The organism is Clostridium sp. AF37-5 (assembly GCF_003477605.1).
Lineage (GTDB): Bacteria > Bacillota > Clostridia > Lachnospirales > Lachnospiraceae > Eubacterium_F.
Genome location: NZ_QUDR01000023.1, coordinates 37,319 through 48,923, shown reverse-complemented (window position 1 = coordinate 48,923; position 11,605 = coordinate 37,319). Strand labels below are relative to the sequence as shown.

General features: G+C 39.6%; 16 protein-coding genes, 1 tRNA gene and 1 pseudogene. 5 read left to right on the top strand and 13 right to left on the bottom strand.

The genetic code is table 11. The features are described from left to right. Positions 1-94: 94 nt before the first annotated feature. The 11 genes from DW019_RS12590 to DW019_RS12550 all read right to left on the bottom strand — a co-directional run bounded on the left by DW019_RS12590 (position 95) and on the right by DW019_RS12550 (position 5,552). Positions 95-694, bottom strand: a complete 600-nt coding sequence (locus DW019_RS12590; protein ID WP_118443723.1) for an NUMOD4 domain-containing protein — start codon at positions 692-694, stop codon at positions 95-97. After that, positions 691-2,091 carry a ParB/RepB/Spo0J family partition protein gene (locus tag DW019_RS12585; RefSeq protein ID WP_243024160.1) on the bottom strand — a complete coding sequence of 467 codons (1,401 nt, stop codon included), beginning with the start codon at positions 2,089-2,091 and terminating at the stop codon, positions 691-693. The genes DW019_RS12590 and DW019_RS12585 overlap by 4 nt, the downstream gene beginning before the upstream one ends. A gap of 16 nt (positions 2,092-2,107) precedes the next feature. Continuing rightward, complete coding sequence (locus DW019_RS12580; RefSeq protein WP_118443722.1) at positions 2,108-2,377, bottom strand: hypothetical protein; 270 nt, start codon at positions 2,375-2,377, stop codon at positions 2,108-2,110. Between the two features lie 157 nt (positions 2,378-2,534). After that, on the bottom strand, positions 2,535-2,837 hold the full coding sequence (locus DW019_RS12575) for a hypothetical protein (protein WP_117479085.1): 303 nt from the start codon (positions 2,835-2,837) through the stop codon (positions 2,535-2,537). Positions 2,838-2,849: 12 nt separating this feature from the next. Further along, a complete protein-coding gene (locus DW019_RS12570; RefSeq protein ID WP_022377209.1) occupies positions 2,850-3,266 on the bottom strand; it encodes a hypothetical protein in 417 nt (138 codons plus the stop codon). Next, positions 3,263-4,003, bottom strand: a complete 741-nt coding sequence (locus tag DW019_RS12565) for a hypothetical protein (protein ID WP_118443720.1) — start codon at positions 4,001-4,003, stop codon at positions 3,263-3,265. Before DW019_RS12565 ends, DW019_RS12570 begins: the two co-directional genes overlap by 4 nt. A gap of 288 nt (positions 4,004-4,291) precedes the next feature. Then, on the bottom strand, positions 4,292-4,555 hold the full coding sequence (locus tag DW019_RS12560; protein ID WP_118443718.1) for a hypothetical protein: 264 nt from the start codon (positions 4,553-4,555) through the stop codon (positions 4,292-4,294). Beyond that, entirely contained in the window at positions 4,546-4,719 is a 174-nt protein-coding gene (locus DW019_RS15185; RefSeq protein WP_182431135.1) for a hypothetical protein, read from the bottom strand. Before DW019_RS15185 ends, DW019_RS12560 begins: the two co-directional genes overlap by 10 nt. Positions 4,720-4,752: 33 nt before the next feature. Beyond that, positions 4,753-4,825, bottom strand: a tRNA-Ile gene (locus DW019_RS12555). A gap of 143 nt (positions 4,826-4,968) precedes the next feature. Further along, positions 4,969-5,133, bottom strand: a complete 165-nt coding sequence (locus tag DW019_RS15180) for a hypothetical protein (protein WP_181975008.1) — start codon at positions 5,131-5,133, stop codon at positions 4,969-4,971. A 209-nt stretch (positions 5,134-5,342) separates the two neighbouring features. Beyond that, entirely contained in the window at positions 5,343-5,552 is a 210-nt protein-coding gene (locus DW019_RS12550; protein ID WP_243024159.1) for a helix-turn-helix transcriptional regulator, read from the bottom strand. A 173-nt stretch (positions 5,553-5,725) separates the two neighbouring features. Here DW019_RS12550 and DW019_RS12545 point away from each other — a divergent pair, with 173 nt between their 5' ends. Beyond that, a complete protein-coding gene (locus DW019_RS12545) occupies positions 5,726-6,343 on the top strand; it encodes a LexA family transcriptional regulator (RefSeq protein ID WP_118443714.1) in 618 nt (205 codons plus the stop codon). 120 nt (positions 6,344-6,463) lie between these two features. Here DW019_RS12545 and DW019_RS15770 read toward each other — a convergent pair whose 3' ends face one another. Then, positions 6,464-6,880: a peptidoglycan-binding protein gene (locus DW019_RS15770; protein ID WP_182431134.1), complete on the bottom strand. Its 417-nt coding sequence runs from the start codon at positions 6,878-6,880 to the stop codon at positions 6,464-6,466. 251 nt (positions 6,881-7,131) lie between these two features. Between DW019_RS15770 and DW019_RS12535 the strand changes: the two genes are divergently transcribed. From DW019_RS12535 to DW019_RS12525, 3 genes are all read left to right on the top strand, one after another. Continuing rightward, a complete protein-coding gene (locus tag DW019_RS12535) occupies positions 7,132-7,818 on the top strand; it encodes a hypothetical protein (protein ID WP_118443712.1) in 687 nt (228 codons plus the stop codon). A gap of 51 nt (positions 7,819-7,869) precedes the next feature. Continuing rightward, positions 7,870-8,286, top strand: a complete 417-nt coding sequence (locus DW019_RS12530) for a hypothetical protein (RefSeq protein WP_118443710.1) — start codon at positions 7,870-7,872, stop codon at positions 8,284-8,286. A gap of 165 nt (positions 8,287-8,451) precedes the next feature. Next, positions 8,452-9,945, top strand: a complete 1,494-nt coding sequence (locus tag DW019_RS12525) for a recombinase family protein (RefSeq protein ID WP_118443708.1) — start codon at positions 8,452-8,454, stop codon at positions 9,943-9,945. Between the two features lie 39 nt (positions 9,946-9,984). Here DW019_RS12525 and DW019_RS12520 read toward each other — a convergent pair whose 3' ends face one another. Continuing rightward, a complete protein-coding gene (locus tag DW019_RS12520; protein WP_118443706.1) occupies positions 9,985-10,485 on the bottom strand; it encodes a hypothetical protein in 501 nt (166 codons plus the stop codon). A gap of 534 nt (positions 10,486-11,019) precedes the next feature. Between DW019_RS12520 and DW019_RS12515 the strand changes: the two are divergent. Further along, positions 11,020-11,544, top strand: a pseudogene (locus DW019_RS12515) (manganese catalase family protein); the annotation flags it as partial. Positions 11,545-11,605 lie beyond the last annotated feature (61 nt).

The following is an 11,605-nucleotide window of genomic DNA, read 5'->3' as shown; positions in this document are numbered from 1 at the left end:
TTTAATACGAGAAAAATCCACGACATTTGTCGTGGACTTTGTCTACAGTCTGACACGGTAACGAACAAAATTCGTTATCGTGTAACCTTTTACTTTACCACTCCGGTTCCACATCAGGTGCCTTTGGCATATAGCCATCCTCAATCTCAATTTTTCGCAATGCATATCGCATGCTTATTTCTTTATCATCCCATGCATACGCATAGCCATCTGGAGCAAATGTACTCTTACATTTTCGATTACAGCGGTCTATAATCGTTTGATAACTCATGTAATTCTTTCTTGCCGCTTCCCGCGCTGACGAGTACACTTCTACCACTTCACCATTACAATCTATTTTTGCAACTGGTTGTCGGCGGCTCTTTGCCCCCGTGCGTTTTCCCAGTTCACGTTTGCTTATGTATGAAATATTCTGTATATGGTTTTCATATTGACATCCGTTTTTGTGGTATGCCACATGTCCCAGCGGCGGAACTCCTAGAAATGTTTTCGCAATCAACTGCATCACAATTTCTTCTCTGCTCTTTCCATCCCTGGTTAATTTAACAATCATCCTTTGGCTTCCACTCATATGCTTGTGATATGGTCTTAGCAATCGTGTTTTTCCTGATGGATACACCCGCCGGATATTTCCCTCTGTATCCGCTTGATACTTTCCATCATAACCGGGAATGTCCTTCCATGATTCTTTCATGTGCCGCTTTCCTCCTCATAAAACTCGTGACTTCCGTCAACCACCTTTTCTTCCTCCTCATCCTCAAACGACCAGCCATACAACCGAAGTACCTTATAGCCATCCATTAGAGCTTGACCGTTTTCTTTTTTATAGGTTCCGTCATATTTAATCAACTCAGTTCCATCCATCGCTGCATTGAGCAGCACTAACATCTGATGGAGTATGGTCAATTTAGTCACTTTTTCGGATACTTCCTTTTTTTCCTCCTCTGTGCATTCATAAAGCGGTTTCCCGGCAAAGAAGTAGCTAAGCCGTGACGGATAAAGACACGACTGATTCAACACAAGCGCACTCCACAATGCATCCTTCACCTTTTCCTCATCCTTTATCGGAGCAATTCTTCCCTCAACAATATCCATCACAAAGAGCCTGCGGCGTTCATCTAACTTTTTCAGAACATCTTTCATGTATTTCCTATTTTCTTTTTTCTCTTTTTCCTTCTGTTCTGCCGGTGTCAGTTTTTTCTTCACTGCCTTTTTCTTCCTAACAATCCTAACTTCATAGCCGACATCGTAATAATAAAGTTTTTCATCCTTCTTATTTTTTAACCGGATACTCTCCGGCACCTCGTCATTTATTCGGAAACTCTTTACCTTCTCCCATTTGTTTCCGTATTGTTCTCTCGCATACTGTTTAGGAGCCTCAACCACACCCAGTTCTTTCAGCATTTTAACTATGGCATCCGTTTTCTTCTGTCTCTCTTTTTCTCGTATGTATGACCGAACTTTGGCAACTAAATTGCGATTGTCCGTGGCTTCACGGAGAATCTTATTCCGTTCTTCCACATCCTTAATACGTTCCAGTTCGTAAAGGTCTTTCAGGGACAGTTGAAAATTCTTATCCTGCTCTTTATTTTTCAGCTCGTCCTGATCCAGTTTAGCAATGTTCAGCCGATGTTTAATTGTCGTTTTGCTAAAACCAGTCTTATCCGCAATCGTGTCTTCTGTCTCGCCCAAATCAAGCATCATCTGAAATCCCTGCGCCTGCTCCCACACTGTCAGGTCTTCACGCTGCATATTTTCTTCCAGCATAATGGAAACCTGCTCTTTTTTGGATATCTTGCTAACAATCTTGCAAGGAACCGTCTCTATACCTGCCAGTTTGGCTGCTGCCAATCGCCTATGTCCGATTATTACATGAAAATCACTGGATAAAGATTCTGTATCAGCGTCCGGCTGTTCCTCCGGTTCTTCTGTCAAAGCTGGCAGAGGAATTACGGTCAAATTCTGCATAACGCCCTGCTTCTTGATTGATTCTGCAAGTTCCGTTACATCCCCGACATCTTTTCTCGGATTATCCGGATGCGGGTAAATGTTAGCTACGTTTATCATTACAATTTCTTTTCTGTTCTGCATTGTCTCATCCTTTCCACTAATTACTTTTTTCCAACATTCCTTGTGCAATTTCTGCATACGTGAAGGATTCACGTACACTTCCCACTTTGCACAGTGCATGATTTCTATATAGCTTTAAGATTCTGACCGGCACTCTTTTTTCCCGTCCATCTTCTCTTTCTCCCAAAGGCGCCGGCTTATACACATACACCACATCACCTTCCGTTAAATTCATACGTTGTGGTTGCAAATCGCGTTGAAAAAGCACTCCTTCTTTTTGTTTGCGTTCCTTGTGATTTGTCTTCACTTAATCATCTCCTATCCATCGAATCAAATCTTTTAATAACTCAATAACTGCCCTTTTTATATCTTCTTTCATTCATGCTCTCCTTTATCCTCCCGGCTTATAACCGGGAGGTTTTAACATGGCTTGCTTGTCCGTGATATTTAACAAACCAGAGGTGTCATATATAGTTTTTTCCGAAAATCCTCATGAAATCATCATGGGACCCACATTCAGATTCAAATATCTTCTGCCCTGCTGCCTTGATTGCCATATCAACCGTTTTATTTTTATGAACGGCATCCTTTCCGTTTCTGTGGCAACGCTCTCCACAAATATGAATTTTAAGTCCATACTTTTCCGAGAACTTTCGATTTGCTCCACCAAACACGTGATGTTCTTCCAAGCCACATGGATCCGCTATCCGATTTCTTCCACACAAGTAACATGTGTCCCAATCCATTTGCATAATTGACTTTGCCATCTTTATTCCTCCTTATCGGTCCTCCATTACTGTATACTGTCTTTCTCTCATTCTCTGATGCAAATACTCCGTATACTCATGTTTTGAACACCGTTCTACTTTGACTTGTTCCATCTCTTTTGATTTTTTATAAAATGTTGACCAAAGTTCACTGTATGCGTTTCCATCAGCACTTCCTTTTTTTGCCATATGTTCGGCATACGCATTGTCCAAATGAATTACTACCTGTGCGGACGTGTTCATACACTGTATGGCATCCACTACTGCCCTTGCACTCAATTTTTGGTATGAAATATCATTCCATCCTGCCATATGAGCTTTCGCATATTTTTTTCCATTTATTTCCGTAACAAGAACAATTCCATAAACTCCATGTCCTCTCGTTACTCTCCCGGTAAACTGGGATGTTATATAAATATCTACTCTCATGATGGCGACCCCCTCCTTCCATCATTCTTAACCAGAATATATCGTAGGAAGTTCCAGCCGGTCAGTTCTGATATACCCGAACACACTGTTCGCTTATCTAGCCAATAACCTTTTCTTGTACCCGGCTCCTCCCGAAAATATCCTCTGTTTTTTACTATTTTCTTTTTTGTCTCCGGTCGAAAAAGATTTTTGCTTCTTGTCCAGGCTCGACCTTTCCCTCCAAGTTCTCTGAAGCGAATGGTATATTTGGCAAAATACTCTGCCAATTTCGAATACTGCCCCGTATCATCTAATGGTCGTATATCAATACGTCCATGTTTCCACGCTTGCCGAATCCACTCTACCGGCACCTGATTCATCACCATATGATGATGCAGTGCACCACGAACTCCAACTTCCGTTACCACTATGTATTTGCATATCTCTTTTTCTTTTTTCATACGCCGACGCAAACGGTCAAGAAATATCTTTCTGTCCCTCTTCGCCTCTTCCACCGTCTCTGCTCGTTTATCTCTTTCATAAGTCAGCGTTATGTGATAATCACCAGGCACGAAATTGGCATTCATTAGAATTGTTAATTCCGTAATGGCTTTTCTTAAATTTATTTTTTTCTGTGATTCCCTGGTGTCCTTCATCTTTTCCGACCGGGTAGCACCAGGTGGATGTATATGTGAAGAGTAACTCCTCTCGTACAAAACAGTTCGTCCTGCTCTTGTCACTTTCTCTATGTATGGCATAAACAATCTTCCTTTACGCTAGAAATAATACCCTTATCGAGTTAGAAAAAACGGCTTCCTTGTCCGTTTTTCTTGCTTTTCAAAGCCATACATGATATACTAAATAGTGTGTTTTAGTTGTATCTGTACAACTTTGAGCGGTCATTTATTTGGCCGTTCTTTTTTTACTTGCCGGTTCACATGATATTAGGTCCCGTCCACATTCAGAGCACTGTTTTTGATAAGTGCAGCTCCAATAACACTTACCACAAGAACAGGAACATATATAAAGCGAATCCGTCCGCTTCGTCACACCGTCGGTGTAATATTCTTTCCACATCCTGCTACCTCCAGCATTTTTTCCAAATGCTCCGTTACTTCCTTTACCTTGTTATCCAGTCTCGAAAAAAAGAATCTGTTTTGATATACAAGAGTCTTATTTTGCATTACCGACAATGCCATTACCTGTGTCTCTCCATTGACACATAAGTAAACATCCACTCCCGGCATTTCATTCAGTTCTATCACTTTTTGTAAAAGATTTTCAAACATACTCAAATTCCTCACTTCCATAATTTCTTCCAATTAGCAACCGTAAACAATACTACCCATACAGCAGAAACCAAAAACAATACGGTTTCCTGTATATGTAAATCTCTTACCGCACACGCAGTCATAATACATATAACTAGGGCGATAATTGTAATGAAGCATATAACGCTCTTTTGTTTTTTCACCTTTCTCACCTCCATCTTTGTAATGCGCATTAGTGGAATGTCAGGGACTTGAACCCTGAACCGCCCGGTTATGAGCCGGGTGCTCTGACCATTGAGCTAACATTCCTTAGTAGCGGTGCCGGGTACGTGACAGCTTGTCCGCTACTCCGGCAGATTTCACATTTACGGACCACCTAATCACCGGAAAGGTCACTTGTCTTGAGTTCGCCCGCCGAATGGGCAAAATGGCACTGCCGGGCTCGAACCGGATTAGCTTCCTACCAAATCAGCGCCCACTTTTTCCTCCCGTTTATATCCCAGTTTCCCGGCGAAACGGTCCAATATGGTACCGGATACCTCCAGCCACTCCTCTTTCGTAAGGCTCGATGTAGGCACATAAGTACCACGGATTTTCACATAATTATTTATTTTCATTGACCTCATCACCTCAATTTAATGTATGCTTCTTATTTATTTTGTGTTATCATCGTTCTGCCGAGGTAATACTTTAGGGTCCAATGAAACGCAGATTGTACTCAGCCATATTCACGAACTGCAGCAGGCTTCTTTATTTTGGACCCTAGAGTATTACCTCGTACTGATTGATTTGCTTTTTCATAGGAATCTCTTTTACGCAGTGTCTTTTATGACACTTTTGTTTCAAAAAAAATTCCCATTGGCGAATCCAATCCAACATACTCAACAATTTTCTGAATTTCGCTTTGAGTAAACTCTGATGTTCCATTGCACTTTCTATAGTATGCAGACCTACTTATGCCAATTGCATTGCACAATTCCTCCACCGATATACCTCTTGATTTCATTTCATACTCTAATTTATATTTATTCATCATATTCACCTCCATCGTGTCCTTTAGGACACTTATACAGTAACACGACTATTTTCTGTTGTCAACATGTTTTTTGTCATTTAGGACACTTTTTCTTTTTTTGCGCGAATTTTGTTGCAAAAATGACACTTATATATTATAATAAATCATACAAAATTACAGCAGAGGTGATACATATGAGCATGGGGCAAAAAATAAATCAACTTAGACTACAAAAAGGGTTTACGCTCGAAGAACTTGGTAACCTTGTTGGAGTAGGGAAAAGTACTGTACGAAAATGGGAAAACGGAATGATTGCCAATATGAAGCGAGATAAAATCTTGTTAGTTGCAGAAGCTCTCGACACTTCCCCTGCTTATCTGATGGGTTGGGACGAAGGATACGAGAGCTCCCCCAAACAGTCAACTACAATCCCTGTTCTCGGTTCCGTCCCTGCCGGTATTCCAATTGAAGCAATACAGGATATTATAGATTACGAAGAAATAGATGCCGCCACTGCTGCAAAAGGTGAATACTTTGCTCTACAAGTAAAAGGCTCATCAATGGAACCACGTATTTGCGAAGGTGATATTGTAATTGTCAGGAAACAAGACGATGTAGAAAGCGGTGAAATTGCCATTGTTATGGTCAATGGTGATAATGCAACTATCAAACGATTATTAAAATACGAAGATGGAATTCGACTTATGCCAACTAATCCAGCTTACGAGCCGTTATATTTTACGAATGATGAAATATTAGAAAAGCCAGTCAAAGTGATTGGGAAAGTAATTGAGAACAGACAGAAGTACTAGAACCACCTAATGCAAAACCCAACTAAAAAAAACTAGTTGGGCTTTCACTGTTATTTTTGAATACTGTAGCAAAAATTTCAAAAGCAATGCACCCCCTGTTTAACAGGAGGTAAAAAGGGGTTAACTTAGTAATTTAAGTTTTCTTTTAGTAGCTTTGTTTAATTTACCAGTTACTTTTAGATGTTTCTTCCTTTGGAACCTTTTTATTGCTTTTCTAGTTTTTGAACCCATAATACCATCTGGGGCACCACAGTTGTAACCGAGTTTATTCAATCTCCTTTGAGCCTTTTTCAATGTTTTGTTTATAACTCGTTTTTTAACAGTTACAGTTGGTGTTTCATATGGGCATACACCATTTGGATGCAAATGTGGACCATATCCGTGATGATAATGATAACTTCCTAAACCACTTACATTGTTATAGTCATGATGACCACCTGCACCATCTGTTCTTCCTGAATGAGCTGAAATTTCAGTAGGAATTAGTACTAGTGCCAAAACCATTACAAATGCAACAAATTGATTGATTTTTTTCATTATTAACCCTCCAGTTTTTTTAATATTATACTGTATACGGAAAATAATGTCAAACCAAGCACTATCGTTCTGAATGCAAGCCATTCACATGAAACACATCTAGAAGCCTATGCTCATGCACTACAACATATTGAAGAACACGATTTTGATAATTGTGCTTCCGCCGATATGATTGAGGTTTACACCCATATGAGGTGATATAATAATTAAAGGTAAACAGAAACGCTAAACTACAAGAAAGGTGATTTATTATGTTTATATTTCTGACTATAATTGGTATAAGTGAAATTTTTGTTTTCTTCATTGCTTTGTTGTATTTTCAAGGCAACTGTGAAAACCCCAAATCGCTTTCCGAATTATCACTTCCTGAATCACTTTCAAGCAAGGGTACATATCATAATGGGGCTTGTACCTATGACCAACTTAAGGGACTTAATTATTTTTCAAAATTAACTGGTTGTGTTGAAGCCTTACACGATGAACTAAATTCGCAAACTGAATTTATAAATAATGTAAGAGGACTTCCCTGGTTTTTCTGTTTCCTTGTTTTAACCGGATTGCCCAATTTTTCAATAAAACACTTAGACTCAATTAGTGCATTTTGTCGCGTTATACTAGTAATTGGTGTTATCATTGTTACTATTTTCATACTCATTATTGCCGATGTAATAACAGACCATTTACGTTCCTCACATCGTTATGATGAATTATATGATTACTTACCAGAAATATATAGGCAACTGATTAACAATCCGCTTTCCTACAATGAATATGACTTTTGCCATGAAGATTATTGTGTCACCATGTTATACAAGGAATACATTCATAGACTCCATGAACATTTTAAACTTAATCGTTCTAGGTTGTCTAAAACAATAGGTGGAATTGTCATTTCTTTGATTTTCACACTTTTTGTAACTAGCATCTTATTTCAGTAACTTATACTTTATTAAGTATGCTACAAAGAAATATAATCGGGAGGTTTTACTATGGATAATGACAATAAAGAACCACAATCACTTTTTGATAAATACAAGGAAAGTGTTCATAATTCAAGAAAAGAAGAATATCCTAACTTCTTTTCTGAGTTTTTCAGCATATACTTACGACCTGTTTTTATAGTTATATTTATACTAATAATGTGTTTTGGATTTGGAAATTCTTTATTAACCCCAACTCCAGATAATACCTCTAAATATACTGTGGAATCGAATTCACCAACTCCCACAGAATATTTAACGGCAACACCTTATGTTTCTCCTACGCCACAAGAAAAAACAGTTTTTGTTACTCCTACCGGCGAGTGTTATCATAAATATGCGCATGGACGTGGCAGTTTCAGCGAGGTACCATTATCCGAAGCTCTTAGTCGGAATCTACGCCCTTGCATGGTATGCAGCCCGTAGCATAAACTATTTCATACAACAAAAAAATCCCCCCTGCGCCAACAGGAGGGAAATGGATATACCATTGCTGATATAACCACAAAAGCAATCATATTATATCAGCTCTGGTAGTAAATTGCAAATACCAGGGTATTTTTATACCCTTTTTTAAGAAAGGGTGATTCTATGAACCAAAATGAATCTTTGAAAACAGCGTTCGGATACATACGAGTTTCTACTCACATGCAGGAAGAAATTTCCCCGGAAGCACAAAAACACGAACTCCAAAAGTGGGCGAAGCAGCACAATATTCTGATTACACAATGGTTTCAAGACAACGGAATTTCCGGAAAGAAAGCAGAAAACCGAACCGCCTTTCAGAATATGATTGCCCTCGCAAAAGAAAAGGATCATCCGGACTACATCCTTGCATGGAAGTTCTCTCGATTTGCCAGAAACCAAGAAGAAAGTATTGTTTACAAATCGCTCCTCCGGAAAAACAATGTGCAGGTAGTATCAATCAGTGAGCCTTTGCCGGATGGACCGTTTGCACCATTAATTGAGCGCATCATCGAATGGATGGATGAATACTACTCAATTCGATTGTCTGGGGAAGTAAAGCGTGGTATGAAGGAAAAAGCAAAAAAGGGAGGCTACCAAAGTGCTCCACCTCTAGGGTACCGGCGTGAAAAGGGCGATACCGTGCCCGCAATATACGAACCAGAAGCAAAGATATATCGTCTTATCAAAAAGTATTTTATCCAGGACGAATACAATCCTACAACGATAGCACGTACGCTTAACGACCAAGGCTACCGCACCCGTCAGGGGAATCGTTTTGAAGCACGAGTTGTCATTTATATTTTAAGGAACCCATTTTACATCGGGAAAATCCGCTGGAACCGTTCAAGCCACGGTGGATATTACGAAAATTCACCCGAGGATGTCATTGTATCAGATGGCCAGCACGAACCACTCTGCACCAACGAAGAATGGGACATCATAAGCAAACGGATAAAAAAATACACACCCGGTTCTACCGGACGCAGACGAAGCAAAACCCTTTTACCGCATTATTTATCCGGTGGATTATTTCGATGTCCAATCTGTGGAGCGTCCATGTGCTACCAAAGAGGTGTCAGCAAGAAATTACCCCGTGCCTATCCTTACTTTTGCTGTTGGAAGTACGCCAAAGGCATCCACCCCGAAAACGTAAATGCAAGCGCACCAAAAACAGAGGAGGCTTTGCTAAATTCCCTGCAGGAGTTTGTCGACCACGGCCACAGCGACATTACCTATACAGTGGAAAAGATCGAAGAACCGTCTGGTAACGATGCTGCACAATATGAACAGTTGCTTGATAAACTTGCCATCCGGAAACAACGTGCAAAAGAAGCATACCTTGACGGTATCGATACCAAAGAGGAATACCGGGAAAACCGGGAACTGATAGATGCCGAAGTAAAATCCATCAAGGAAAAACTTGCGACACTTGAAACTGCTGCCGTTATCACGACAACCGAAGAGTTCCACGTGGATATTAGAGAAATCATCTTGAAACTAAAGGACGATACGCTCAGTACGTTGGAAAAGCATACCGCACTTGCATCCATTTTAGACTATATGGAATATGATAAGGAGAAGGATGAGTATAGTTTTTATTATAAGTTTGAAGAATAAAACAAGGCTGAAACTTCATTGTTTCAGCCTTTTAAAATTTTAATGCCTTAATATAAATTTACAACTTTTACCTGTTTCAAAATCAGCAATTTTCAAATCGTTTTTCCTATACTCTCTCTTAATACACTTTGATGTGTTTGAAAACGGATGTGTCCCTTGCAAAGTAAACACAAACCTAGTATTCTCTTCCATAGGATACTTCTTATTGTCCCATTCGTAAGATATACGAACAGCATAATCCGTATTTTTCTTTGAAAAAGCCGCCACTGTTGTCAAAAAATTCTTCTTGGGAACAATCTCCGTGATATCAGTAAGCCCATCATCATAATCCACACAATAATGCAACGTGTATTTCATATTGGTCAGCATTCTTCTACTAAAATTTACAATTTTAATTTTCGCGATGATTAATCCCTCATCTGTTTTAGAAATACATATATTGTCAGAGATTTTCATTCTCGGCTTTATTGCAATCAATATAACTGCAAAAATTACCGAAGCAATAACTCCACTTACTACACCACTTATCAATTGTTCCATTTCTTAATGCTCAATATCCTTTCTCATAGTTATCATCCTTTCCTTTTTACACTATTCTATGTGCGAAACTACAATAGATAACCAAATTATCCCCTTTTCAAAAAAAACATTTGATCTTTACCTCTATATATATTACCATACATTCTATCATTTTTCAATAGAGCTAATCAATGATAATATATAAATCCAATCAAAGAGTACACTCTTACTCCATCCAATTATCTATCTGTGTAATAATAATTTCCCACATACATCACACTACACAGTAAAGTGAAAACTCCCATAGGAGCCTTCACAGGTTGCAGGCCCTACAGGTATCTACAACACGATCACTGAGTACATACATAGTAGCAAAATAGATAGCATCTGTCAAGAATTTCAATAAATCTTCCTAACAAATATCATTACAGCATCAAAAAATATTCTTACATCCTACACTCATCTTTTCACTACTTATGAAGCAAACACTATTTTATACACAGGTTTCAAAATCAACGTATTTCCGTTGTTTTTGGTTTTTATAACTCTCAGCTATACGGTGGACCCGATGGAGAATTAGGCGCTGCCATGCGTTACCTTTCCCAGCGCTATTCCAACACAAACCGAAAAGTAGCCGGTGTGCTTACGGATATCGGCACCGAAGAACTCGCTCACATGGAAATGATTTGCGCCATTGTTCACCAGCTCACGAAAAACTTAAACGCAAAAGAATTGGAAGAACAGGGATTTGCCCCTTATTATATCGACCACACGATTGGCATCTGGCCACAGGCTGCATCCGGTGAGCCTTGGAGTGCAACCGGCATTCAGTCAACCGGCGACCCGCTTGCCGATATGCACGAAGATATGGCGGCAGAGCAGAAGGCTCGACTGACCTATGACAACATTCTGCGTCTTGTAAAAGACCCGGATGTCTGCGATCCGATTCGCTTCCTGCGTGAACGCGAACTGGTGCACTACCAGCGCTTTGGTGAAAGCCTTCGTCTGCTGCAAGATGATTTGAACAAGAAAAACTTCTATGCGTACAACCCGGATTTCGACAAACAGTTCTGCAAATAAATTCCTGCATTTTTCTAAAAGGGCAGCTCACATACTCGTGAACTGCCCTTCTCTTCTTGTT

Bases quoted from the DNA above. Each gene is read 5' to 3' on its own strand.
- DW019_RS12590 (WP_118443723.1), bottom strand. From the start codon at position 694: ATGAAAGAATCATGGAAGGACATTCCCGGTTATGATGGAAAGTATCAA.
- DW019_RS12585 (WP_243024160.1), bottom strand. From the start codon at position 2,091: ATGCAGAACAGAAAAGAAATTGTAATGATAAACGTAGCTAACATTTAC.
- DW019_RS12575 (WP_117479085.1), bottom strand. From the start codon at position 2,837: ATGGCAAAGTCAATTATGCAAATGGATTGGGACACATGTTACTTGTGT.
- DW019_RS12570 (WP_022377209.1), bottom strand. From the start codon at position 3,266: ATGAGAGTAGATATTTATATAACATCCCAGTTTACCGGGAGAGTAACG.
- DW019_RS12565 (WP_118443720.1), bottom strand. From the start codon at position 4,003: ATGCCATACATAGAGAAAGTGACAAGAGCAGGACGAACTGTTTTGTAC.
- DW019_RS12560 (WP_118443718.1), bottom strand. From the start codon at position 4,555: ATGGAAGTGAGGAATTTGAGTATGTTTGAAAATCTTTTACAAAAAGTG.
- DW019_RS15180 (WP_181975008.1), bottom strand. From the start codon at position 5,133: ATGAAAATAAATAATTATGTGAAAATCCGTGGTACTTATGTGCCTACA.
- DW019_RS12550 (WP_243024159.1), bottom strand. From the start codon at position 5,552: ATGATGAATAAATATAAATTAGAGTATGAAATGAAATCAAGAGGTATA.
- DW019_RS12545 (WP_118443714.1), top strand. From the start codon at position 5,726: ATGAGCATGGGGCAAAAAATAAATCAACTTAGACTACAAAAAGGGTTT.
- DW019_RS15770 (WP_182431134.1), bottom strand. From the start codon at position 6,880: ATGAAAAAAATCAATCAATTTGTTGCATTTGTAATGGTTTTGGCACTA.
- DW019_RS12535 (WP_118443712.1), top strand. From the start codon at position 7,132: ATGTTTATATTTCTGACTATAATTGGTATAAGTGAAATTTTTGTTTTC.
- DW019_RS12530 (WP_118443710.1), top strand. From the start codon at position 7,870: ATGGATAATGACAATAAAGAACCACAATCACTTTTTGATAAATACAAG.
- DW019_RS12525 (WP_118443708.1), top strand. From the start codon at position 8,452: ATGAACCAAAATGAATCTTTGAAAACAGCGTTCGGATACATACGAGTT.
- DW019_RS12520 (WP_118443706.1), bottom strand. From the start codon at position 10,485: ATGGAACAATTGATAAGTGGTGTAGTAAGTGGAGTTATTGCTTCGGTA.